The 24,643-nt window shown below is 67.8% G+C and carries 20 protein-coding genes; 6 read left to right on the top strand and 14 right to left on the bottom strand.

The window, feature by feature from the left end:
* Positions 1 to 41 precede the first annotated feature (41 nt).
* The 6 genes from PQR02_RS27165 (at position 42) to guaD (ending at position 8,724) form a co-directional block, all read left to right on the top strand.
* Positions 42 to 551: a disulfide bond formation protein B gene (locus tag PQR02_RS27165; RefSeq protein WP_408238606.1), complete on the top strand. Its 510-nt coding sequence runs from the start codon at positions 42 to 44 to the stop codon at positions 549 to 551.
* Positions 552 to 934: 383 nt separating this feature from the next.
* Positions 935 to 2,500 carry a xanthine dehydrogenase small subunit gene (xdhA, locus tag PQR02_RS27170; protein WP_408238609.1) on the top strand — a complete coding sequence of 522 codons (1,566 nt, stop codon included), beginning with the start codon at positions 935 to 937 and terminating at the stop codon, positions 2,498 to 2,500.
* Positions 2,500 to 4,929, top strand: a complete 2,430-nt coding sequence (xdhB, locus tag PQR02_RS27175) for a xanthine dehydrogenase molybdopterin binding subunit (protein ID WP_408238612.1) — start codon at positions 2,500 to 2,502, stop codon at positions 4,927 to 4,929. The genes xdhA and xdhB overlap by 1 nt, the downstream gene beginning before the upstream one ends.
* A 153-nt stretch (positions 4,930 to 5,082) precedes the next feature.
* Positions 5,083 to 6,102, top strand: coding sequence for a xanthine dehydrogenase accessory protein XdhC (xdhC, locus tag PQR02_RS27180; protein ID WP_408238615.1), 1,020 nt, complete (start codon positions 5,083 to 5,085; stop codon positions 6,100 to 6,102).
* A 90-nt stretch (positions 6,103 to 6,192) separates the two neighbouring features.
* Complete coding sequence (locus tag PQR02_RS27185; RefSeq protein WP_408238618.1) at positions 6,193 to 7,245, top strand: adenosine deaminase; 1,053 nt, start codon at positions 6,193 to 6,195, stop codon at positions 7,243 to 7,245.
* A gap of 105 nt (positions 7,246 to 7,350) precedes the next feature.
* Positions 7,351 to 8,724 (top strand): guanine deaminase, encoded by a 1,374-nt coding sequence (gene guaD, locus PQR02_RS27190; RefSeq protein ID WP_408238621.1) that lies wholly within the window; start codon positions 7,351 to 7,353, stop codon positions 8,722 to 8,724.
* A gap of 101 nt (positions 8,725 to 8,825) precedes the next feature.
* On the opposite strand, the gene PQR02_RS27195 is transcribed toward guaD, so the two are convergent.
* From PQR02_RS27195 to PQR02_RS27260, 14 genes are all read right to left on the bottom strand, one after another.
* On the bottom strand, positions 8,826 to 10,070 hold the full coding sequence (locus tag PQR02_RS27195; RefSeq protein WP_408238624.1) for an NAD(P)/FAD-dependent oxidoreductase: 1,245 nt from the start codon (positions 10,068 to 10,070) through the stop codon (positions 8,826 to 8,828).
* A 66-nt stretch (positions 10,071 to 10,136) separates the two neighbouring features.
* On the bottom strand, positions 10,137 to 11,378 hold the full coding sequence (locus PQR02_RS27200) for a beta-ketoacyl-[acyl-carrier-protein] synthase family protein (protein ID WP_408238627.1): 1,242 nt from the start codon (positions 11,376 to 11,378) through the stop codon (positions 10,137 to 10,139).
* On the bottom strand, positions 11,375 to 12,601 hold the full coding sequence (locus PQR02_RS27205; RefSeq protein ID WP_408238630.1) for a beta-ketoacyl-ACP synthase: 1,227 nt from the start codon (positions 12,599 to 12,601) through the stop codon (positions 11,375 to 11,377). Before PQR02_RS27205 ends, PQR02_RS27200 begins: the two co-directional genes overlap by 4 nt.
* Entirely contained in the window at positions 12,601 to 13,326 is a 726-nt protein-coding gene (locus tag PQR02_RS27210; protein ID WP_408238633.1) for a 3-ketoacyl-ACP reductase FabG2, read from the bottom strand. The genes PQR02_RS27205 and PQR02_RS27210 overlap by 1 nt, the downstream gene beginning before the upstream one ends.
* Positions 13,323 to 13,811 carry a hotdog family protein gene (locus PQR02_RS27215; protein WP_408238636.1) on the bottom strand — a complete coding sequence of 163 codons (489 nt, stop codon included), beginning with the start codon at positions 13,809 to 13,811 and terminating at the stop codon, positions 13,323 to 13,325. The genes PQR02_RS27210 and PQR02_RS27215 overlap by 4 nt, the downstream gene beginning before the upstream one ends.
* Positions 13,812 to 13,816: 5 nt before the next feature.
* Positions 13,817 to 15,001 (bottom strand): beta-ketoacyl-[acyl-carrier-protein] synthase family protein, encoded by a 1,185-nt coding sequence (locus PQR02_RS27220; protein ID WP_408238639.1) that lies wholly within the window; start codon positions 14,999 to 15,001, stop codon positions 13,817 to 13,819.
* Positions 14,998 to 17,487 (bottom strand): MMPL family transporter, encoded by a 2,490-nt coding sequence (locus tag PQR02_RS27225; RefSeq protein WP_408238642.1) that lies wholly within the window; start codon positions 17,485 to 17,487, stop codon positions 14,998 to 15,000. Before PQR02_RS27225 ends, PQR02_RS27220 begins: the two co-directional genes overlap by 4 nt.
* The gene (locus PQR02_RS27230; RefSeq protein ID WP_408238645.1) at positions 17,487 to 18,185 is read right to left on the bottom strand and encodes an outer membrane lipoprotein carrier protein LolA; all 699 of its coding nucleotides are present in this window, start codon (positions 18,183 to 18,185) and stop codon (positions 17,487 to 17,489) included. The genes PQR02_RS27225 and PQR02_RS27230 overlap by 1 nt, the downstream gene beginning before the upstream one ends.
* Complete coding sequence (locus tag PQR02_RS27235; RefSeq protein ID WP_408238648.1) at positions 18,173 to 18,604, bottom strand: acyl-CoA thioesterase; 432 nt, start codon at positions 18,602 to 18,604, stop codon at positions 18,173 to 18,175. Before PQR02_RS27235 ends, PQR02_RS27230 begins: the two co-directional genes overlap by 13 nt.
* Complete coding sequence (locus tag PQR02_RS27240) at positions 18,601 to 20,286, bottom strand: HAL/PAL/TAL family ammonia-lyase (protein ID WP_408238651.1); 1,686 nt, start codon at positions 20,284 to 20,286, stop codon at positions 18,601 to 18,603. Before PQR02_RS27240 ends, PQR02_RS27235 begins: the two co-directional genes overlap by 4 nt.
* Positions 20,273 to 22,036 (bottom strand): glycosyltransferase family 2 protein, encoded by a 1,764-nt coding sequence (locus PQR02_RS27245; protein ID WP_408238654.1) that lies wholly within the window; start codon positions 22,034 to 22,036, stop codon positions 20,273 to 20,275. The genes PQR02_RS27240 and PQR02_RS27245 overlap by 14 nt, the downstream gene beginning before the upstream one ends.
* Positions 22,036 to 23,730 (bottom strand): ApeI family dehydratase, encoded by a 1,695-nt coding sequence (locus tag PQR02_RS27250; protein WP_408238657.1) that lies wholly within the window; start codon positions 23,728 to 23,730, stop codon positions 22,036 to 22,038. The genes PQR02_RS27245 and PQR02_RS27250 overlap by 1 nt, the downstream gene beginning before the upstream one ends.
* The gene (locus PQR02_RS27255) at positions 23,727 to 24,389 is read right to left on the bottom strand and encodes a COG4648 family protein (protein ID WP_408238660.1); all 663 of its coding nucleotides are present in this window, start codon (positions 24,387 to 24,389) and stop codon (positions 23,727 to 23,729) included. Before PQR02_RS27255 ends, PQR02_RS27250 begins: the two co-directional genes overlap by 4 nt.
* Positions 24,389 to 24,640, bottom strand: coding sequence for an acyl carrier protein (locus tag PQR02_RS27260; RefSeq protein WP_408238663.1), 252 nt, complete (start codon positions 24,638 to 24,640; stop codon positions 24,389 to 24,391). The genes PQR02_RS27255 and PQR02_RS27260 overlap by 1 nt, the downstream gene beginning before the upstream one ends.
* Between the last annotated feature and the right edge of the window lie 3 nt (positions 24,641 to 24,643).

A 24,643-nucleotide genomic window follows, 5' to 3' on the forward strand; every position in this document is an offset into this window, starting at 1 on the left:
CACCCGCCCCTCTTTCTGTTTCGAGACCGCTCCAACGATCCATGAATAACGACATTGCGATGCTGCGCCGCGAGCGCACCCTGCTGGTTCTGCTTGGCCTGATCTGCGTCGGCCTCGTGGGCGGCGCGTTGTACCTGCAGTATTTCCTGCACGAAGACCCGTGCCCGTTGTGCATCATCCAGCGTTATTTCTTTCTGCTGATCGCGGTGTTCGCGTTCCTCGGCGCGCGCTTCAACAGCTGGCGCGGCGTGCGCCTGCTGGAGGTGATGGCGGCGTTGTCGGCGCTCGCGGGCATCGTCACCGCCGCGCGGCATGTGTACGTGCAGGCCAATCCCGGCTTCAGCTGCGGCTTCGACGCGCTGCAGCCGGTGGTCGACAGCCTGCCTCCCGCCCATTGGCTGCCGGGCGTGTTCAAGGTCGCCGGCCTGTGCGAAACGATTTATCCGCCGATTCTCGGCCTGACCTTGCCGATGTGGTCGCTGGTCGCGTTCGTGGTGGCGTTCATCCCGCTGACGCTGAGCCTCGTGCGCAACCGCCGCCGGTTCGTCTGATTTCGCGGCACGCTTAGGCGCTTGCCGCGCTGGCACCAGGCCGGACTTCGCGTCGCCGTCCACGGCGGCTGAAGGCCGGCTTTTTTGCGCCTGCGCGGTCCGCACGCTTACCCCGCCGCCCCAGCCGCGGCCGCCATACCCCGTCCCGCCGGGCTTCGCGCAATCCCGCCCGTGCCCGCGGCAACTTCCCGGCTGCGCGCGAATCGTACTGACGTGACGGCCGGTCATGACAGTTGCCGCATAAGCTTCATGCGATACGGGAAATATTTTCGGCACCCGGTAATGCTATCTTCGGAACTGGATGGCGATCTACGTGCGCGAGGCCGGCTTTGGCGACCCCCTGCGTAACGCGCGCCCGGTCCGCACTGTCTTTCGGATTCGCCATGACAACGCAAACCATCCGCTTTTATCACCAGGGGTCCATCCGCGAGGTCGCGGGCGTCCCGGCTACGCGCACCGTGCTTCAGCACCTGCGCGAGGATATCCGTTGCACCGGCACCAAGGAAGGCTGCGCGGAAGGCGACTGCGGCGCCTGCACGGTGGTCGTCGGCGAACTCGACGGGCGCGGGGCGCTCGCGCTGAAGGCGGTCAACGCGTGCATCCAGTTCCTGCCCACGCTGGACGGCAAGGCGCTCTTCACCGTGGAAGACCTGCGCGCCGCCGACGGCGCGCTGCACCCCGTGCAACAGGCGCTGGTGGACTGCCACGGTTCGCAATGCGGCTTCTGCACGCCCGGCTTTGTGATGTCGATGTGGGCGCTGTACGAAAACCAGCCGGCCGACGCCGGCCTGCCCACCCGTGACGAAATCAACGCCGCGCTGTCCGGCAACCTGTGCCGCTGCACCGGCTACCGGCCGATCGTCGAGGCGTCGCAGAAGATGTTCGACTATTCGCAATACCCGCGCGTGACGCTCGACCGCCGGGCCGTCGCGGACACGCTGCGCGGTCTGCAACGCGACGACACTTTCGAATACGGCGCGCCCGACACGCGCGGCGCGGCGTTCGGCTCGTCCACCTTCCGCGCGCCGCTCACGCTCGACGCGTTCGCCGCGCTGCGCGCGGCCCATCCGCAGGCGCGGCTGCTCGCCGGAAGCACCGACGTCGGCCTGTGGGTCACCAAGCAGTTTCGCGATCTCGGCGACATTCTGTACATCGGCAACGTCGCCGAACTGAAGACCATCGAGCACGATGCGCAAACGCTGACGATCGGCGCGGCCGTCACGCTCGAAGACGCGTACGCGGCGCTCGCCGCCGACTATCCCGAAGTCGCCGAACTCTGGACGCGCTTCGCGTCGCTGCCTATCCGCAACGCCGGCACGCTCGGCGGCAATGTCGCTAACGGCTCGCCGATCGGCGATTCGATGCCGGCGCTGCTCGCGCTCGACGCCGAAGTCGTGCTGCGCCACGGCGCGAAAACCCGCACGCTGCCGCTCGACGCGTTCTACCTCGGCTATCAGAAAAGCGCGCTCGCGGCCGGCGAATTCGTCACGGCGCTGCGCGTGCCGCGTCCGGCGGGCCATTTGCGCTTTCGCACGTACAAGGTGTCGAAGCGTTACGATCAGGACATCTCGGCGGTCTGCGCGGCATTCGCGCTGCACCTCGATGACGACGGCACGATTCAGAACGCCCGCGTCGCGTTCGGCGGCATGGCGGCCACGCCCAGGCGTGCCGCGCAAACCGAAGCCGTGCTGAACGGCGCAGCATGGAACGAAGGCACAGCGCGGCAAGCCATGAACGCACTCGGCGCCGATTACCAGCCGCTCACCGACATGCGCGCGTCGAGCGCATACCGGCTGAAGGTGGCGCGCAACCTGCTGTGGCGCTTTCACCTCGAAACGCGTCATGACGCACCGCTCGCCCTTCTCGACGTGAATGCATTCGCGTTCGCAGCCGGAATGCCGGGACTGTCGGGCTCATCGGACGCGGCCGTTGCGAAGGAGTCGCCGTGATGAACCGCACTGATGCTTTCGTCGAACACGCCGGCGGGACGCTTGCCGCGAAGCCCGCCGCCGCGCATGACCACGCACACGACGCGGCGATCGGCGTGTCGCTGCCGCATGAGTCGGCGGCGCTGCACGTGAGCGGCGAGGCCACCTACACGGACGACATCGCCGAACTGCAAGGCACGCTGCACGCGGCGCTCGGCCTGTCGCGCCATGCGCACGCGCGGATCGTGTCGATGGATCTCGACGCGGTCAGACGCGCGCCCGGCGTGATCGCAGTGCTGAGCGCCGAGGACATCCCCGGCGAAAACAATTGCGGCCCGGTGCTGCACGACGACCCGATTCTCGCCGCCGGCGAAGTGCTGTATCTCGGCCAGCCGGTGTTCGCGGTGATTGCCGAGAACCACGAACTGGCACGGCGCGCCGCGGCGCTCGCGAAAAGCGACGACGTGGTCCGCTACGAACCGCTCGAAGCCATCCTCACTCCGGCCGAAGCGAAGGCCGCGCGGCAGTTCGTGCTGCCGCCGCTGCATCTCCGACGCGGCGAGCCGGACGCGAAAATCGCCGCCGCGCCGCACCGGATCAGCGGCACGTTCGACGTGGGCGGCCAGGAGCAGTTCTATCTGGAAGGCCAGATCGCGTATGCGGTGCCTAAGGAAATGGACGGCATGCTCGTCTACAGCTCGACGCAGCATCCGAGCGAAATGCAGCAGGTGGTCGCACACATGCTCGACTGGCCCGCGCACAACGTGGTGTGCGAATGCCGGCGCATGGGCGGCGGCTTCGGCGGCAAGGAATCGCAGTCGGCGCTGTTCGCGTGCGTGGCGGCGCTGGCGGCGCAACGGCTGCGCCGTCCGGTCAAGCTGCGCGCCGACCGCGACGACGACTTCATGATCACCGGCAAGCGCCACGACGCGGTCTACGAATACGAAGCCGGCTTCGACGGCGACGGCCGCATTCTCGGCGCGCGCGTCGAAATCGCCTTACGCGCGGGCTATTCGGCCGATCTGTCAGGCGCCGTCGCGACGCGCGCGGTGTGCCACTTCGACAACGCGTACTACCTGTCCGATGTCGATATCGTCGCGCTGTGCTGCAAGACCAACACGCAATCGAACACCGCGTTCCGCGGCTTCGGCGGTCCGCAAGGCGCGCTCGTGATGGAAGTGATGCTCGACAGCATCGCGCGTGAGTTGAACTGCGATCCGCTCGACGTGCGCGTGGCCAACTACTACGGCATCGGCGAGCGCGATACCACGCCATACGGGCAGCGCGTCGAGGACAACATCATCGCGCCGCTCACCGACGCGCTGCTCGATACCAGCGACTATCGCGCGCGCCGCGCGGCGCTCGCGGCCTTCAACGCCGACAGTCCGGTGCTCAAGCGAGGCCTCGCGTTTTCGCCGGTCAAGTTCGGCATCTCGTTCAACGTGCCGTTTCTGAATCAGGCAGGCGCGCTGGTGCATGTGTACAAGGACGGCTCGGTGCTCGTCAATCACGGCGGCACCGAGATGGGCCAGGGGCTCAACACGAAGGTCGCACAGGTCGTCGCGAATCAGTTCGGCTTGCCGCTGTCGCGCGTGCGCGTCACCGCAACCGATACGTCCAAGGTCGCGAATACGTCGGCGACCGCGGCCTCGACCGGCAGCGATCTGAACGGCAAGGCCGCCGAGGCGGCCGCGCAGACGATCCGCGCGCGGCTTGCGGAACTCGCGGCCAAGCAGCTCGGCGGCAACGTGCAAGACGTGCAGTTCGCCCGCGGCGCGGTGTCGGTGAACGGCGGCGCGATGCCGTTCGAGCAACTGGTCGGCGCGGCGTATCTCGCGCGCGTGCAGTTATGGTCGGACGGTTTCTACACGACGCCGAAAGTGCATTGGGATGCGAAAACGCTGACGGGTCATCCGTTCTACTACTTCGCGTATGGCGCGGCGGTGTCGGAAGTGGTGATCGACACGCTGACCGGCGAATGGAAGCTGATGCGCGCGGACGTGCTGCACGACGCCGGCCAGTCGATCAACCCGGCGATCGACATCGGCCAGGTGGAAGGCGGCTTCATTCAGGGCATGGGCTGGCTCACCACCGAGGAACTCTGGTGGAACCGCGATGGCCGTCTGATGACGCACGCGCCGTCCACATACAAGATTCCCGCGGTGAGCGATACGCCCGCCGCGTTCAACGTGCAGCTTTACCGGAACCAGAACGCGGAGCCGACCGTGTTCCACTCGAAGGCCGTCGGCGAGCCGCCGTTGCTGCTGCCGTTCTCGGTGTTCCTCGCGATTCGCGACGCGATCGCGGCGGCGGTGCCGGGCGCGCGACATGCTCCGCCGTTGCGGGCGCCGGCCACGCCCGAAGCGATACTCGATGCGCTGGACGCGTTGCAGGCCGAATGCGCCAAAGACCCCGCCGCGGAGCCGGCCGTCACCGACACGACGGCCTGAACTGGGCGCAATAAACTGATGCGAATGATCGAACTGAAATGACTCCACGGACTGACGCGACACGAACGCACCGGGCCGCAAGCAGACGCACAAGCGCACCAACGCAACCGGCCGCACGGACACCCCGCGCGGCCCTCTCTGGAGAACCGCCGGATGCAAGCCTGGCTACCTGACCTGCAACAACTGCTCGCGCACGGCGACGCCGCCGTGCTGGTGACGGTCGCACGCGTCGAAGGTTCGGCGCCCCGCGAAGCCGGCACCAAGATGATCGTCACGCGCGACTCGGCCAGGCATACGATCGGCGGCGGCCACCTCGAATGGAAAGCCATCGAGACCGCTCGCCAGGTGCTGCGCGACGGCATGCGTTCGCCGCACATGCGCAGGCTTGAGCGCTTCGCGCTCGGCCCTAGCCTCGGCCAATGCTGCGGCGGCGCGGTGATTCTCGCGTTCGAGCGGCTCGACATCGGCGACCTCGGCTGGATCACGTCGCTGGCCAAGCGCGTGGCCGCCGGCCTTTCGACGGTGCGTAGCGTATCATTCGGCCCCGCACCGGATGCAGTGATGCTGTCCGACCCCGAACCGGGTGTCGACGCCGCCGACTGCCTGCTGTGGGACGGCGCCGGTTTCGACGACAGCAGCGCGCTGCTCACCGAAACCATCGCGCCGGGCGACTTCGCCGTCGTGCTGTTCGGCGCCGGCCACGTGGGCGCCGCGCTGGTGCGCGTGCTGGCCACGCTGCCCTGCACGGTCCGTTGGGTCGACGAGCGCGATGCGCAGTTCCCGCCGGTCGAATCGCTGCACGCGCCCAACGTCAAGCTCGATCCGAACGACGCGCCCGACGAAGCCATCGATGAGGCCGCGCCGCACACGTACTTCATCGTGATGACGCACAACCATGCGCGCGATCTCGAGTTGGCCGAGCGCATTCTGCGGCGCGGCGACTTCGCGTTCTTCGGCATGATCGGCTCGCACAGCAAGCGCAAGCAGTTCGAACACCGGCTGGCGGCGCGCGGCATCGACCCGGCGCGGATCGCGCGGATGAAGTGCCCGCTCGGCGTCGACGGCATCGTCGACAAGTCGCCGGAGGTGATCGCGATCTCGGCGGCCGCGCAGGTGCTGCAAGCCGTCGAGGCGAACGCGGGCGTGCATCATCACACGACCCAGGCGGTGTGAAGCGCGGCGGCGCGGCTATCGCCCCATCGCCGCGCATCCGCTCCCCATCAGATCCGGCGCGAACCGACTCCAGCAAACTCATAACCGACCATGACTACAACGACCGCTACCACTCCATCGCTCGCCGATAAAACCGCGCGGGCTCCGAAGGCCGAGCTGCATATCCATATCGAAGGCTCGCTCGAACCCGAGCTGATCTTCGCGCTCGCCGAGCGCAACGGCGTGAAGCTCGCGTACGACTCGATCGACGCGCTGCGCGCCGCATATGCGTTCACCGATCTGCAATCGTTCCTCGACATCTACTACGCGGGCGCGAGCGTGCTGCTGCACGAGCAGGACTTCTACGACATGACGATGGCGTATGTCGAACGTTGTCTTGCCGACAACGTGGTTCACAGTGAAATCTTCTTCGACCCGCAGACGCACACCGAACGCGGGGTGCCGATCGCGACCGTGGTGGCCGGCATCGAACGCGCGCTCGCCGACGCGGAAAAGCGCGGCATGTCGAGCAAGCTGATTCTGTGCTTCCTGCGCCATCTGACGGAAGAGGACGCGCTCGCCACCTTCGAAGAAGCGCTGCCGCTCTTCGAGCAGTACAGGCATCGGCTGATCGGCGTCGGGCTGGATTCGTCGGAGCGTGGCCATCCGCCGTCGAAGTTCGAGCGCGTGTTCGCGAAGGCGCGCGCGCTCGGCCTGAAGCTCGTCGCGCATGCGGGCGAGGAAGGTCCGCCCGCGTACATCTACGAAGCGCTCGATCTGCTTAAGGTGGACCGCGTCGATCACGGCGTGCGCAGCATCGAGGACCCGGCGCTCGTCACGCGGCTGGCCGACTCGCGCGTCGCGTTGACCGTGTGCCCGCTGTCGAACCTGAAGCTGTGCGTGTTCGACGACCTCACCAAACACACGCTGAAGGACCTGCTCGATCGCGGTGTCGCGGTGACGGTGAATTCCGACGATCCGGCCTACTTCGGCGGCTACGTCAACGCCAACTACTTCGCCACCATCGACGCGCTGAAGCTCGACGATGCCGAGGTCTACACGATCATCCGCAACAGCTTCGAAGCGTCGTTCGTGACCCCCGAGGAACGCAGCGCGCTGATCGCGAAGCTCGACGCGCACTGGCATCAAAGCGGCCCGCACTGACGGGCCGGTATAAGGCAGCCGGCGGCGGCGCGGGTTCTCTCTGGAGCCCGGGATCAACCCGCTGTCCGCGCTGCGCGGCTTCTCACATTCGGAGACGGTTTTTCCATGACTCAATCGACTAACCCGGCCAGCCCGGCCAAAGCAGCGCAGTCGGCATTTCGCGCGCAACTGCTGAGCTTCAACGGCGACCCCGCGCAATCGCCCGATGCGGTGGTGTTCCACGAGGACGGTCTGCTGATCGTCGAAGACGGCCGCGTGGCGGCGGCGGGCGCGTATGCGGCGCTCGCGTCGCGGCTCGCGCCGGGCACCCAGGTAGAGGACCTGCGCGACAAGCTGATCGTGCCGGGTTTCATCGACACGCATATTCATTTCCCGCAAACGGACATGATCGCGTCGCCGGCGCCGGGTTTGCTGCCGTGGCTCGACACCTACACGTTCCCGACCGAGCGCCGCTTCGCCGACCCCGCGTATGCGCGCGACACCGCGAGCTTCTTCGTCGACGAACTGCTCGCGTGCGGCACGACCACCGCGCTCGTCTACTGCACGGTCCATAAGGAATCCGCCGACGCGCTGTTCACCGAGAGCGACGCGCGCAATCTGCGGATGGTGGCGGGCAAGGTGCTGATGGACCGCAACTGCCCCGAGTTCCTGCGCGACACCGCGCAATCGGGCTATGACGACAGCGCCGAGCTGATCAGCCGCTGGCACGATCGCGGGCGCCAGATGTACGCGCTCACGCCGCGTTTCGCGCCGACTTCGACCGAAGCGCAACTCGAAGCGTGCGGCGTGCTGGCGCGCGAACACCCGGACGTATTCATCCAGAGCCACGTCGCGGAAAACACCGACGAAGTGAAATGGGTCGCCGATCTGTTCCCCGGCCACCGCAGCTATCTGGACATTTACGATCACTATGGCCTGCTGCGCCGCCGTGCGGTGTACGGCCATTGCATCCACCTCGATGACGAGGACCGCAGGCGCATGGCGCAAACCGGCACGGTCGCCTCGCATTGCCCGACCTCGAACCTGTTTCTCGGCAGCGGCCTGTTCGACTTCGACAAGGCCGACGCGGCGGGCATGCCGATCGCGCTGGCAACCGACGTCGGCGGCGGCACCTCGTTCTCGATGCTGCAAACGATGAACGAGGCGCACAAGGTCGCGCGTCTGGGCGGCCATCATCTGAGCGCCACGCGCATGTTTTATCTGGCGACCGCGGGCGCGGCCGCAGCGCTCGACCTGGTGGACAAGGTCGGCACGTTGAAACCGAACTCGGAAGCGGACTTCGTGGTGCTCGATCCGCAGGCGACGCCGTTGCTCGCGCGCCGCACCGCGCGCAAGGAATCGCTGGAAGAGTTGCTGTTCGCGTTTGCGCTGCTCGGCGACGATCGCGCGGTTTATGAAACGTATGCGGCCGGCAAACGGGTGCATCGCCGTGACGATGCGCGGCAGCATGCGCAGGGGGCGGCGAGAATCGCGGCTTGACGGTGCGTGGATCGATTCACGTGGATGAATAAGAAACGGCGCTTCGTTCCCGAAGCGCCGTTTTCATTTGCTCTGGATTCCAGATCAAATTGGGCCGCCATTCACCGCGGCATGCACACCTCATGCAACGTCGTGAGCCGTCGCACCGGATCGGCGACATACGGATTCGATTCATCCCACGCGTACCCCGCGAGCACGGCGGTGATCATGCGCCGGATCGACGGCACCTGATCCGGGTGGTAGATGATGTCCTGCAACTCGCCGGTGTACCAGCGCTCGACGAACGCACGGAACGTGTCGATGCCCTTGCGCAACGGCACGTCATAGTCCGCGGACCAGTCGACCGCCGCGCCGTCCAGTTGCCGGTTCAGCGTGTGCGCCGCGAGATGCGCGGAACGCAGCGCGATCGTCACGCCGGACGAGAATACCGGATCGAGAAATTCGCCCGCATTGCCGAGCAGCGCGTAACCGGGCCCATGCAGACGCTCGACGTTCGCCGCGTACCCGCCGATATGGCGCACCGGCATCACGAACGGCGCGCCGCCGATCAGCCGGTTCAGCGTCGGCTCCTGCTGGATCAGCGCGCGCAGCGTCGCGTCGCGCTCCGCTTCGGGCACCTCGAGAAAACTGGCCTCGGCGACACAGCCCACCGACGAGCGGCCGCCCGCCAGCGGAATCATCCAGAACCACACATCGCGGCGCTCGGGATGCGTCGCGATGCAGATCTTGTTGCGATCGCTTGCTTCGACCGGAATGCCGTCGCGCACGTGCGTGAAGAGTGCGGCGCGCGTGGGCATGCGCGTCGGCGATTCGAGATTCAGCAGACGCGGCAGCACGCGCCCGAAGCCGCTCGCGTCCAGCACGAAGCGCGCTTCGATCTGGTACGCGTGGTCGGCTTCGTCGACCACGTCCACGAGCGGCACGAGACCCGTGTGGACCGCGCGCACCGTGTGGCCGAAGCGCACGTCGGCGCCCTGCCCGGCGGCGCAGCGAATCAGGATGTCGTCGAACACCGCGCGCTCGACCTGATAGGTGGTGCCCCAGCCGGGCGAATGCTTGTCGCGGAAGTCGAACGACGACGACTGGTCGCGATACACGAAATGCGCGCCGTTCTTGTACTGGAAGCCCGCTTCGACCACGGCTTGCAGCATGCCGGCCTCTTCGAGGTAGGCCATGCTTTGCGGCAGCAAGCTCTCGCCGATCGAAAATCTCGGAAAATGCTGCCGCTCCAGCACGAGGACCGAACGGCCCGCTTTGCGTAACAGCGCGGCCGCGACCGCGCCGGCCGGACCGGCGCCGATGATCGCGACATCGACGGTGGTCCGCTTTGACGAATGTTGATTCACGTGTACCTCAGTGTTTGCAAATGTGTGCTTGCAAATGCGTGGGTTTGCCTGCACGGCGCGGCCATCTCAAACGCCTTGCCATGCTTCGAACATCAGGCTCGCGCAACTGCCGCCGAACCCGAAGGACACCGACAGCGCCGTGCCGATGCGCGCGGCGCGCGTCGCGCGCACGAGCGGCATGTCGCTCAGTTCCGGTTCCGGCGTCCCTATATCCGCCGTGCCCGCGATGAACCCGTCGCGCATCATCAGCAGCGTGTAGATCGCCTCGTGCGCGCCGCACGCGCCAAGCGAATGCCCGGTCATGCCTTTGGTCGACGAAAACGCCGGCACGCGCTGCCCGAGCGCAGCGCCGAACACCTCATTCAACGCGCGCAGTTCCTCGAGATCGCCGAGCGGTGTCGACGGCGCGTGCGTGTTGACGTAGTCGGGGCGCTTGCCCGCTTCGTCCAGCGCGCCGCGCATCGCCCGTGCAATGCCCGCCGCGCGCGGCGCGACCATGCCGGCGCTGTCGGTGCTGGCGCCGAATCCGGTGAGCTCCGCATAGATGCGCGCGCCGCGCGCCACCGCGTGATCGAGCGCTTCGAGCACCAGCACGCCGCCGCCCGACGCGATCACGAAACCGTCGCGCTGCGTGTCATAGGGACGCGATGCATGCTGCGGCTCGTCGTTGAAGCGGCGCGACAGCGCGCCCATCGCGTCGAACAGCAGCGTCGTGTTGTCGTGCAGCGCGTCGCTGCCGCCGGCCAGCACGATCCGCTGGCGGCCGGTCTGGATCAACTGCATGGCCTGGCCGATCGCGAGCGCCGAGGTCGTGCATGCCGACGACGGCGAATAGCTCACCCCTTCCAGCCCGAACAGCTGCGCGACATTGGCCGAGGCGGTGCTGCTCATCGTCTGCGGCACCGTGTAGGGTGGCACCTTGTCGACGCCGCGCGCGTGCGCGATCGCCAGCGCCGCGTCGTAGCTCGACAGCGAGCCGACGCCCGAGCCGATCACCACGCCCGCGCGCGGCGAGCGCAACACGGCCGCCGTGAGCCCGGCATCGTCGATCGCGCGGCGCGCGGCATGGCACGCGAAGCGCGCGGTGTCGCCCATGAAGCGTTCGAGCTTGCGCTCGAACGGCGGCTCCTGCGCGACCGACGCAACGCCCGACACCTGCGACGCGAACCCGCGCTCGCACCAGGCATCGACTCGCTCGATGCGCGAGCGGCCCGCGCGCAACGCGGCGGCCACCTCGTCGAGCGAATTGCCGAGACACGACACGATCCCCATGCCGGTGACGACCACGCGTTGCAGCGCGACGCTCATCGGACGCGCCTGAAAATCAGCGACGTGTTGATGCCGCCAAATGCGAAGTTGTTGCTCATCACATGTTCGGCGTCGATCTCGCGCCCGGTGCCGGCGATGTAGTCGAGCGGCGCACACGCCGGATCGACATTGTCGAGATTGAGCGTCGGCGCGTACCAGTTGCGCTTCATCATCTCGATGGTCCACCACGCTTCGAGCGCGCCGCACGCGCCGAGCGTATGGCCGACGTAGCTCTTGAGCGAACTGATCGGCATGCGCGCGCCGAAGGTCTGCGCGGTCGCGTGGCTTTCGGCGATGTCGCCGCGATCGGTCGCGGTGCCGTGCGCGTTCACGTAGGCGATCGCGTGCGCTGGCAGTTGCGCGTCGCGCAGCGCGAGCTGCATCGCGAGCGCCATGGTGTCGGCGGTCGGCTGGGTCATGTGCGCGCCGTCCGAGTTGCAGCCGAAACCGATGATTTCCGCGTGAATGCGCGCGCCGCGCCCCACCGCGTGCTCGTATTCTTCGAGCACCAGCGTCGCCGCGCCTTCGCCGACCACGAGGCCGTCGCGCGCGGCATCGAAGGGACGCGGCGTCAGATGCGGCGCATCGTTGCGCGTGCTGGTCGCATACAGCGTGTCGAACACCGCCACCGCCGGGCCCGACAGTTCTTCCGCGCCGCCCGCCAGCATCAGCGTCTGCTTGCCGGACTGGATCGCCTCGAACGCGTAGCCGATCGCCTGGCTGCCCGACGCGCACGCGCACGAGGTCGGGATGATGCGCCCTTTCAGATCCCAGAACAGACTGACGTTGACCGCCGTGGTGTGCGGCATCATCTGCACGTAGCTGTTCGACGTGACATTGTTCATCGAGCCGGTTTCGAGCATCGTGCCGAACGCGCGGATCGGCTGCACCGAGCCCGACGACGAACCATACGCGACGCCCATGCGGCCATCGGCGATGCTCGGGTCGTCGGCGAGGCCCGCATCGGCGAGCGCGAGCTCGCTCGCGCGCACCGCATACATCGACACCGGCCCCATCGCGCGCGTCTTCTTGCGCGGATAGTGCGCGGGCACACTGAAATCGGGCAGCGGACACGCGAGCCGCGTATGCAGCGATTCGAAGTAATCCCACTCGGGCATCCGCCGCACCGCGTTCGCGCCGCTTTTCAGGCGCGCCTCGATCGCGTCCCAGCTATCGCCGAATGCGGTGACGCCGCCCATGCCGGTAATGACGACGCGCTTCATCACACCATCCCGCCGTTCACGCCGATCACCTGGCGCGTCACATACGAGGCCGCATCCGACATCAGGAAACTGACCACCGACGCAACCTCCGCTGGCTGGCCGACGCGGTTCATCGGCACCGTCTTCAATGCCTGTTCGAGCGGCCTCTGCTCGAGCATGCCGGTTTCGATCAGACCCGGCGCGACGCAATTGACGGTGATGTTGCGCGTCGCCAGCTCCACCGCGAGCGCTTTGGTCGCGCCGATCAGCCCGGCCTTCGCCGCGCTGTAGTTGACCTGGCCGCGATTGCCCATCACCCCGGACACCGACGCGATCGTGACGATGCGCCCACCGTTGCGGGCACGCACCATCGGCATGGTGAGCGGATGGACGACGTTGTAGAACGCGTCGAGACCCGTCTCGATCACGATGTCCCAATCTTCTTCGGTGAGCGCGGGAAACGCGGCGTCGCGCGTCACGCCCGCGCTGCACACGATGCCGTAGTACGGACCGTGCGCGGCGACATCCGCTTCGAGCACGGCGCGGCAGGTGGCGCGCTCGCGCACGTCGAATTGCAGCACGCGCGCCGTGCCGCCTTGCGCGGCGATGCCCGTCGCAACCGCATCGGCTTCGCTGCGTCCCGTGCGGCAATGCACGCCGACCGCGAAGCCGTCGGCGGCCAGTTTGTACGCAATTGCGCGGCCGATGCCGCGGCTTGCGCCGGTAACGAGAACACGCCGGCTCATGAACTGACACTCCCTTCGATGAATGACTGAAAATCGGGCGGCTGAAAAATCTTGATGACGGCTTCGGCGCAACACACGCCGTCTTCGTGGATCGTGCATTCGTACGCGCCGTGGCCCGCTTCGGCACGCAGCAGCTCGCTCACGTGGACCAGCAGACGCGCGCCGCGGGCGAACGCCGGCCGCAGCGCATGGTAGCTGCGCGAGCCGAGCAGCACGCCGGGCCGTGCGCGGCCGCCGCCGCGCATCGCCAGCAGCGCGACGTGCGCGGCGATCGCCTGCGCCATCAGTTCGATGCCGATCCACGCGGGCATCGCGCCGTCGGCGCCGGCGTACCACGCGTGCGGATCGACGGTGGCGCGCGCGTTCAGCGTGGTGTCGCTGAAGCTGTCGACCGCGTCGATCAGCAGCATGGTGCCGCGATGCGGGATGATCGCCTCGATCGGTTGCTGCACGAGTTGCCCGTCGCCCGGTGGCGGAGTCGTCATGTGCGTCACCGTGCGAGGATCAGGCTGACATTGCTGCCGCCAAACGCGAACGAATTGCTCATCACGTATTGCGTGCCCGCGCCGCGCGGCACGAAACGTTCGCTTTCCACCAGGTCGAGCGTGGGCAAGGCGGGATCGGCTTCGCCGTCCCACAGATGACGCGGCAGCGGCACGTCGTCACGCGCGAGGGTGAGCCACGCGAAGCCGAGTTCGGTCGCGCCCGCCGCGCCGAGTTGATGGCCGGTCAGGGGCTTGGTGCCGCTCGTCGCCACGCCGTTCGCGAACACTCGCGCCATCAGCTTCGCTTCCATCTCGTCGTTCTTCGGCGTGGCGGTCGCGTGCAGGTTCACATAGCCGAGCGCGGCCGGTGCGATGCCCGCATCGGCGAGCGCCGCGCGCAACGCGAGTTCGCCGCCCGTGCCTTGCGGGTCCGGCGACGAAATGTGATGCGCGTCGCTCGATTCGCCGACGCCCGCGAGCCGCACCGCCGCTTCGTCGCGGCTCATCAGAAAGACGGCCGCACCCTCGCCGACATTGATGCCGCGGCGGTTGACGCTCATCGGATTGGTGCGCACGGCGCTAGTCGATTCGAGCGACGCGAAGCCCTGCATCGTCAATTCGCACAGCGAATCGACGCCGCCGACCACCACGGCATCGCACAGTTGCAATTGCAACAGCCGGCGCGCCGATGCGAAGGCCTTCGCGCTCGACGTGCACGCGGTCGAGATCGTGAAGGCCGGGCCTTGCACGCCGAGCGCGGCGGCGGCGAACGGCGCGGCCGTGCCGATTTCCATCTGACGGTAGTTGAAGCTGTCGGGCAGCTCGCCCGCTTTCGCGTGATAGACGAACGCGGCTTCGGCGGCCTCGATGCCCGACGTGCTGGTGCCGAGCACCACGCCGATGCGCGCTGCGCCGTAGCGTTCGCGCGCGGCATCGATGGCAGGCCCGATCTGCGCGAGCGCGGCCAACAGCAAGCGGTTGTTGCGGCAGTCGTATCGCGCGAGGTCGGCGCGCGGCGCCAGCTCAAGCGGCGCGAGCACGCTGCCGGCAAACGCGTCGCCGATGCCCGTGTGCACGTGCGCCATGCCGGGTGCACGCGTGGCGGCGAGCGCCGGCACGATCTCATCGACGTTGCCGCCGAGCGCGTTGGTCATGCCGAGCGCGTGTAAATAAACTGATGGCGCACTCATGCCGCCCTCCTCGATTGCAGTGGCATGCCGATCGGCGCAAGCAGCACCGCGACCGCGATGCCGAGCGCGAGCGTCGCGCCGAAGCTCTTCAGCGCAGGCATCGCGCTCATGGCGAGCATGCCGAACGACAACAGCGTGGTGGCCGCCGACAGCAGCACGCCGGTCCACACCGCGCCGAGATCCGCGTCCGCGCGCAGACAGCCCTCGCGCAGGAACACCGCATAGTTTGCGCCGACGCCGAGCACCAGCATCAGCGCGAGCCAGTTGAACAGATTGAGCGGTACGCGGGCGTAGCCGAACACCGCGAGCGTGACGCCGATTGAGAGCAGCACCGGCAAAGTGGTGGCGATGCCGCCGCGCAGGCGGTCCCTCAATCGGACTTCCTTCGCGGCGTATCGCATGGTTAGCAGCACGAGCACCAGGGCGAGTGCGCCGCCGAGCCACCAGCCGCTGTCCACCCGATAGGCGCCGAACAGCTTCGACACGCTGGCGGCCTTATCGACGAACGTGACGCCCGGCAAGTGCTGCGCGAGTGCGAGCAACGCGGGTGCATTGCGGGGCGTCACGCCTTGCGGAATCACGACTGCCGCATACTCGCGCGCAGCGGCATCCACTGCACCGAGCCACAGATGCCGGTACGGTTGCGACCACGGCGCGGCCAGCCAACGCTCGACAGTCAGCGGCGGCTGCGCTTGCGCGAACGCGGCGAGCCACGCATCGGCGACTTCATCCTTGAAGCCCGCTTGCAGCAATGTGGCCCGCAACGCGCCACGGTCGTCGAAGACATGCTGCGCGAGCAGCGCGCGGTTTTCGCCCTGCTGCTTCGCGGACGGCACGAACTGCGTCACCGACTGATAACCGCCGACCTGGTTCGCCGTGCCGTCCAATGCATCCAGCTTCGCGCCCAGCGCTTCAGCACGTTGCAGCACCGCTTCCGGCGTGTCGCCGCGCACGACGAAGAACTGCGCGCTGTTATCGACGCCCACCGCGTCGCGCACCTTGTCCTCCTGCGCGACGAGCGACGCATCGCGCTGGATCAGCAGATGAATATCGTCGTCACTCGTCAGACGCAGCCAGCCGGGAAGCGCGACGATCAGCAACAGCGCCGCCACATACCACGCACGCCGCCCGCCGATCGCGCGCTGCCAGAGCGCCAGCAAACGCGCCGCCCCCGCGAACACGCGTTGCGGGCTGCGCTTGGGCGCGCGCGTCAGCAACGCAGGCAACAGCCACAGCACCGATGCGAACGCCGTCGTGATGCCCACCATCGCGAAGCACGCGATCTGCTTGAGCGCGGGAAACGGCACCCACGTCAGGATCGCGTAGCCGAGCAGGCTCGTCAGCAGCGCGACCGTCAGCGCGGGCCGCACCGTGCGCGCGCCGCGCCGCGCGTCCCAGTCGCGCCGCGCGCCGAGATACACGACGAAGTACTGGATCGAATAATCGACGGCCTCGCCGATCAGGCTCGCGCCGAACACCAACGTCAACAGATGCAGCTTGCCGAATACCAGCAGCGTGACGGCGAGTGCGCAGACGATGCCGAACGCCGTCGACACGAAACCTAGCAGCAGCAGGCGCGGCGAGCGGAACACCCACAACATCAGCAGCGCGATCCCGCACAACGACGCGATGCCGATCAGGTGCACTTCGCGTTCGGCCGCGCTGCGCGCCGATTCCGCGTAGAACACGGCGCCGGTGCGCGCCACCGACACATCGGGAAACGCCTGTCGCAACGCGCTTTCGCTGTGGGCGAGCGCCGCTTGCACCGCGCGCTGCGTTTTGGTTTCGTAGGCCGAGCCCCGCAACGTCGCGACGATCAGCACGCTGGTCGCGGCGCCACGGTGCGCGACCAGCAGGTTGTCTTCGACTTCGAGATTGGAGGTTGCGAGCGGCAGGCCACCGAGCCAGCGTTCGAGCCAGCCGAACGGATCGTCGGCGAGCGGCGTGCTCAGGCCGCCGTGCAACGGGCTGTAGATGCGCTGCGCGAGCGTGTCGCGCAAGGTCGGGCCCGATGCACGCGATGCACCCGATGCGCCCGCGGCGCCGGCGGCGAGCGCCGCGCGGTCGACCGGCGCGAGCAGGCCGAAGCGATACGGCATGTATAACGCGGCGATCTGCGCGAGATCGAACGGCGGCAACTCCGCCGTCACCGAGGCGAACGCCCCGCTCTTTTGCAGCGATGCGCCAAGCTGCTGCGCCGCCGCTTTCGCGTGCTTGTCGTCGTGGCTGGTGACGAGCAACACCGTGCGGTCGCCGAGCGCGCTCGCCAGTGTGTCGACCGCTTTTTCGGCGACCGGGTCCGCTTCGGTGGCGGGCAAGAGCGCGAGCAGATCGGTCTGCAACGGCGACGGCCCCGCGAAGCGCCATGCGCAGTACAGCGCCGCGGCCAGCGCGAGCAGCAGCCACGCGGCGCGCACGCCCCACGTCTGTCTCGCGGACCGCTGTTGCGGCGCCTTGCGCGTATCGCGCACGTCCCGCATGTTCATTACGGCGCTCCGAGCAGGCTGCGTTCAGCCGCAGTCGGTTCGGTCACCGCCTCGCCCTGCGTGAAGTCGAGCCTGGTCACGTCGCCGTTAGCCAGCGTGATGCGCAAGCTTTGCAGGTAGTCGCCGCCGCCCATCTCCAGACGCTTGATCGACTGCGCGAGCTGCGGCTGATTCGGCGTCAGTTGCATGCGCCATTGCGCGGCGCTGCCTTCGGCCTGCACGTCGAACTGCGAGTACAGCGCCGACAGGTCACCGCCGAGCATCGCGCGCATCAGCTTCGAGATCTGCGCGACACCGCGTGTGCCTTGCGCGCTGCGGGCGCTCACGCGCCGGCCAGTGGCGTCGACCTGGGTGACGCCCGCGTCGGTGATCACATAGGTGGCTTTGTAGGGCGCATCGACGCGCCAGATCACGCCGCGCTCGCGAAAGAACAGCAACGCGCCGCTGCTGACGAGCGGCTGCTTCATCGCCGCGAGTGTCTGCGTCTGCGTGAATTGCGCGCGCACGCCCTTGGCCTGGGCGAGATGGGCGGCGACCTGCGAGACGAGTGCGGGGTTGCCGGCGGTCGATGCGGGCGCGGTGGTTGCCGCGGCTGCACTGGCTGCCGACGCCGGCCACGCCGCCATCCCGATCGCACCGGTCACGCTCAATGTGCTCAACGCACTCACCAGCAGCGCGCGCAATGTCATCGTCCCCATATGCGCTCCAGCTTTTCGAATACAACCGGCGGCGACACGAACTGCAACTCCTGGGTGGCCGCATCGACCGCGACCTGGATCGTGTAGCCCTTCGTGAGCCGCGTAGCGGACGCGCAATCGATAATTTCATAGCCTATTTTCAGGCGGTTTTCGTGTTCGAGCAGTTGCGTGCGCACATCGAGCCGCTGACCATACACCGCAGGCCGCACGTACTTCAGATGCGCCTCGACGATCGGCCACAGATAACCCGACGCCTGCATCTCGCGGTAGTCGTAATCGAATGCGCGCAGCAGCGCCGCGCGGCCGATCTCGAAGTACTTCAGATAGTGCCCGTGCCAGCACACATTCATCGCGTCGACGTCGTGGAACGGCACTTCGACCGTCGCGCTCGCGCTCAGCACTTTCGGCTTCCCGCTCATGCGTTCGGCCCTCCGCGATAGTCGTCGAGCAGATCGCACGCGGCAATGCGCGCGGTCAACGCGCGCAGTTCGCTTTCCAGCGCGCGGTCTTCATCGACGAACGGCGAGCCCGTGCTCACGTTGTCGATCAAGCTTTGCAGCGGCGCCGGCACCGGCGTCGCGCTGTCGATCCGCAAACGCAAACGCGCGGCCTGCACCGTCGCAAGCGTATGCGCGGCGGCCACCTGCTCGGTCAACTCCAGCACGCGCAAACAGTCGCGCGCGGCGATCGTCCCCATGCTGACCTTGTCCTGGTTGTGCGATTCGGTCGAGCGTGAAAAGACGCTGGCGGGCATCGTGTTCTTCAGCGCTTCCGCAGTCCATGCCGACGACGAAATCTGCACGGCCTTGAAGCCATGATTGATCGCCGCGCGCGCGGGCGCGGCGCCCGACAGATTGCGCGGCAAGCCGTTGTTGAAATTCACGTCGACCAGCAGCGCGAACTGCCGGTCCATCAGATCGGCGAGATTGGCGACCGCGACCTTCAGCGCATCCATCGCGAACGCGATGTGGCCGCCGTAGAAGTTGCCGCCGTGCAGCACGCGCTCGTTGTCGGGATCGATCAGCGGGTTGTCGTTGGCGCTGTTCAACTCGTTCTCGACGTCGCGGCGCACCCACGTCAGCGCATCGCGCGCCACGCCGATCACGTGCGGCGCGCAGCGAATCGAATAGCGGTCCTGCAGACGATGTCCGGGCGTATCGTCGCGGCCGGCGAGATCGTCGCGGATCCAGCCGGCCGCTTCGGCCTGGCCGGCGTGCGGCTTCACCTCGAACAGCGTCGCGTCGAAGTGCGCGGCACGGCCGTCGAGCGCCACGGTCGAGAGCGCCGTCAAACGCGCGGCGAGCCGCGTCAGATGATCCGCGCGGGCAAACGCGAGACACGCGAGGCCCGTCATCACCGCCGTGCCGTTCATCAGCGCGAGACCTTCTTTCGGCGCGAGCGTGAGCGGCGCCAGACCGAGTTCGGCCCACACGTCACGCACGTCGCGCAGCGCGCCTTCGAACTTCACGTCGCGCTCGCCCGCGAGCGCCGCCGCCACATACGACAGCGGCGTCAGATCGCCGCTCGCGCCGACCGAGCCCTCGGCCGGAATGCGCGGCAACACACGATGATTGATCAGATCGGCCAGGCGTTCGAGCAGCACCGGGCGCACGCCGGAAAACCCATAGGCCAGCGAGTTGAGCCGCGCGGCGATCACCGCGAGCGCTTGCGCGTCGTCCAGATGCTGGCCCATGCCGCAGCCGTGATAACGCGTCAGTTGCAGCGGCAGCGCTTCGATCAGTTCCATCGGCACGTCGACCACGCAGGCGTCGCCGTAACCGGTGTTGACGCCGTACACGGTCGCGCCCGCAGCCAGATGGCGGCGCAGAAAATCCGCGCCGCGCTGGATGCGCGCGCGCCATGCGGGGTCGGTGCTCAGCGCGACCGGCGCGCGGTGCTGCGCAATCGCGACGACCTCTTCGATCGTCAATTTGCGCGCGCCGAGCACGACCGCCGCCGTGTTTGCGTTGGCGTCGGCGTCGGCGTTGGCGTCGGCGTTGGCGTCGGCGTTGGCGTCGGCGTTGGCGTCGGCGTTGGCGTCGGCGTGCGCGTTCACGCTCGTGCCGGCATCGCGCGCTTCGCTCAGATCATGTTCGGCCATTCGCGCCTCGCTTGGGGCTGGCCCAGAAATCGAAGAAGTTGAACCATTGGTAAGGGGCCTTGCGGCAATAATGTTCGAGACGTGCCGCGTAACGTTGCGCCCACGTCGCGAGATGCTGCGCGCGTTCACGGCGCGGCAACTCGATGCGCTCGGCGAACGGCTCGAAATACAGGTGATAGCCGTCGCGCTCTTTCAGGCAGAACAACAGATACACCGGGCAGCCCAGCGCATGCGCGAGCACATACGGACCTTGCGCGAACGGCGCGCTCGCGCCGAGAAATCGCGCGTGGGTCGTGCGGCCCGCTTCGTGCGCGGGCACGCGGTCGCCGACGATCACCAGCAACTCGCCGGCATCGACGCGCTGCTGCATCAGCACCGCGGTCTCCGGCCCGAAGTCGCCGACTTCGAGCAGATGCCGCGCGAACTCGCTATGGGCCGACGCCAGCACGCTGTTGAAGCGGCGCGCGTGCTCCGTGTAGACGACCGCGGTGACTTTCGCGTGAGCGCCGTGTGTGGCGAGCGCGCGGGTCATCTCCAGATTGCCGAGATGCGCGCCGATCACGAGCGCGCCTTTGCCGCTCGAAACCAATGCTTCGAACGCCGAACGATCGTCGAATTTAACGTCCGCCTCGTCGACGCGCCCGGACCAGGCGGCGAGTTTGTCGAAACCCGACTGCGCAAACGCCAGCATGTGGCGATACGCGGACAGCCAGCCGGGACGCGGCGTCTCGCCTTGCGGCGCGGCCGCGCCGAGATGCCTGAAGTAATCGGCCGACGCCCCGCGCGCGGCGCGGCCCGTCAGCAGAAAATAGGCGACGACCGGATGCAGCCAGAGCGAGGTGAAGCGGCGGCCGAACAGCTTGCAACTGAGCGCGAGCAAAGCCATGCCGAGGTGGCTGCCGCGTTCGGCGACGCGCCACCAGTGCTGGCCGTTCGGCTCCGTGGCTTCATCCGGTTCGCGCGGTTCGCCCGGTTCGCATGGCTCATCGGCAAGCGCGGCGCGACGCGGCATCACCTTATGCGCGAGCAGCCTCGGCAGACGCCACAGCATGCCGAACACGAGCCGCGTATGGCTGCCGCTGATGCGCACGTTGTCCCACAGCACGTCGAAATGCGATATGCCGTCGGCGGCATAAGTGACGCGCGTCGGAATCGAACGGAACGCCGCGCGCCGCCAATGCAGGCGCACGAGGATTTCGATGTCGAAGTCCATGCGCGTGGGCAGCCGCACGCTATCGATCAGCTCGCAAACCAGCGCCAACGGATAGAGACGGAACCCGCACATCGAATCGCGGATCGTCAGCGAAAGTGTTTCGATCCACACCCACACGTGCGTCAGATAGCGGCCGTAAAGGCGCGCTTTCGGCACGCTCTCGTCGTAGACCGGCCGGCCGAGAATCACCGCGCCTTGCTCGGCGCGCGCCGCGTCGATGAAGCGCGGCACGTCGGCCGCATCGTGCTGGCCGTCGGCGTCGATCTGCAACGCGTGCGTATAGCCCGCGTCGCGCGCGGCGCGCAACCCCGCCATCACCGCCGCGCCTTTGCCGCCGTTGACCGGCAGACGCAGCAGCGTGAGCTGCCCCGCGTACTGCTGCGCGAGCGCGGCGAGCACCTGCCGGGTCGGCTCGTCGCTGCCGTCGTCGACCACGAAGATCGGCAGCCGATGCATCGCGAGACGGTCGACGGTCGCGCCGATCGCGTCCTTGTGGTTGTAGATCGGAATGACGATGCAGGCAGCGAAGCGGCTCATCACGCGGGCTCCCGATAGACGATCACCCCCGCCGCGCATTCGCGGCCGTCCATCCGGTACGTGAACTGCACCCGGCGGCGCGCGGCGTCGTGGGCCAGCGTGAGCTTGAGCACCGCGCCCGGCAAGACCGGCGCCATGAACTTCAGCCTGTCGATCGACGCGACCGCGCGCACGCCCGGCAAATGATCCGCGGCCAGACGGATCGCCCAGTCGAGCTGGACGACGCCCGGCAGAATCGGCAGGCCGGGAAAGTGGCCGGCAAAATGCGCGAGCGTGCGCGGCACGCGCAGTTCGTAATGCAGCGTGTCGCCGCTGCGCGTTTCGGCCAGCACGTCCATGCCTTCGGCGCGCGCGTCGAAGGCGGCCGCCACCGCGCTCACCGGCAGTTTGCCGCGCGCGTCGAACGGCAAGCTCAGCCGGAAACGCCAATGACGCGGCAGCACGACCACGTCGAAATAGTTCGCGAGATGGCGCCGCAGGGTTCGCGCAAGCAGCACGCGGCCTTCGTCGCGCAACGCCGCGCCGCCCGCGTCGGTCAATGCGACCACCGCGCCGGCGCGTTCGCGCGACGCGCCCTCCAGCGGGACGATCGCCGCTTGCGCCACATACGGATGCAGCGCGAGACGCGCTTCCAGCTCGGCCAGCGACACGCGCTTGCCATCCAGCTTCAGCACGCGGTCGAGCCGGCCTTGCAAACGGAAACGGCCCTGGGCGTCGCAAGCGATGCTGTCGTCGGTGCGGTGCCAGCCTGGATGGCCGAGATGCGGTGAGCGGACGTTCAGCGCACCCTCCTCGTCGCGGCGCACTTCGACGCCGGTCACCGGCTGCCATGCATCGGTCCGGTCCTGACGCCGCCACGCGATGCCGCCGGTTTCCGTGCTGCCGTAGATTTCGAGCGGCGCGGCGCCGTACGCGGCGGCGTAGTGCCGCGCGGCTTCGAGCGCGAGCGGGCCGCCCGACGAAAAGAACGCGCGCGGCACCGGCGTCAACGCGGCAAAGCCGGGCAACGCGGGCCAACGCGACAATTGCGCGGGCGTCGAGACGACCACCGTCGCGCCGCATTGCGCGACCCGCCTTTGCAAATGCAGCGGATCGAGGCTGATCGCGCGATCGAACGCGCGACCGGCAGCCAGCGGCCATAGCACACGAAACAGCAAACCGTAGATGTGGTGATGCGGCACGCTCGCGAGCATCGTCGCATCGCCGACCAGCGCGCCCCACTGCTGTTCCAGCGTGTGCACTTCGGCGTCGAATTGCGCGAGCGTCTTGCGGATCGGTTTCGGGCGGCCGCTGCTGCCTGACGTGTAGAGCGTGAGCGGGGCTTGCGGATCGATCGGGTGGGCGCGGCGCGCGGCGACGAGGTCCGCGCTCGTGTCGCCTGTGAAGAGCGGCAGGTCCGCATCGGTCAGCACCCTGTCGTACGCGCCGGCGAGATCGGCTAGATAGCCCGGCGTCGCATTGGCAGGCAACACCGGCTCCTTGCCGCACGCGAATAGCGCGAACAGCGCGCACGCGAAATCGAACGGATCGTCGATGCACAGCGCGTAGCGCGATTCTGTGCGCGTTTGTAGCAGCGCGATCAGTGTGGCGACGCGCGCGCGGAACGCCACGCGATCCAGCACCGCGTTGCCATCCCGGCATACCGGCGCGGCGGCTTCATCCGCAGCCGACAACAGATGGTGCAACGCGATCATGCCACCCCCGAACGCGCGGCGCGCGGCAGCACGACCAGATAACGCCAGATCACCTCGGCCACCAGCAGCACGCCGATCAGCCCATAAGCAATCGCACCGTTATAGAGCGACCAGCTCGCGCGACCCCAGTACAGCGCCGTGTAAGCGGAAAACGCGCCGTTCAGCACGAAAAACGCGCACCACGCCTGAGTCACACGCCGCGTATGGCGCACCGCGCCGGGCGGCAGATCCGGATTGCCGAGGCGCGCGAATTTTTCGATCATCGACGGTCCGCGCACGAGTGTCGCGCCGAACGCGATCAGCAAACCGAGATTGACGAGCGACGGATAGAGCCGCAACAGCAGCTCGCTGTCGGTGACGACGATCGCCGCCGACGCGCAGCTCAGCATGCCGACCACGGCCCAGTCGATGGCGGTCAGACGCCGCAGCGACGCCGCGAGCGTGCCGCCGCCGGCCCAGCGCTGCAGCCACAGAATCGCGAACAGCATGCAGCCGACCACACGCGGCGCGTCCCAGCGCCACGCGCACAGGATCAGCGCGGGATAGGCGAGCTTGAGCAGCGCTTGCACGACGAGCTTGCCCCAGCGCCGCGCAGGGCCGGCCTGCGCCGCGACGGCCGGACGCGCCGCCGCCGGCATGCGCGAGCGCGTGGCCGGCATCAGCCTTGGGCCGCCAGCAGGGTTTCGACCGCGCCGATCACGTCGCCCACGGTGCGCACCGATTTGAAGGCCTCGGGCTTGATGCGCCGGCCGGTCATTTCCTGCAGTTTGATCGCGAGGTCGACGGCGTCGATGCTATCGAGATCGAGGTCTTCGAACAGATGCGCGTCGGGCGTCACGCGTTCCGGCTCGATGGCGAAGTTCTCTTTGAAGATCGCGTGTATGCGTTCAAGAATCTCTGCGTCGGACACGGT

The sequence above is a fragment of the Paraburkholderia sediminicola genome (assembly GCF_046026895.1).
In the GTDB taxonomy this organism is placed as follows: Bacteria; Pseudomonadota; Gammaproteobacteria; order Burkholderiales; family Burkholderiaceae; genus Paraburkholderia; species Paraburkholderia sediminicola_C.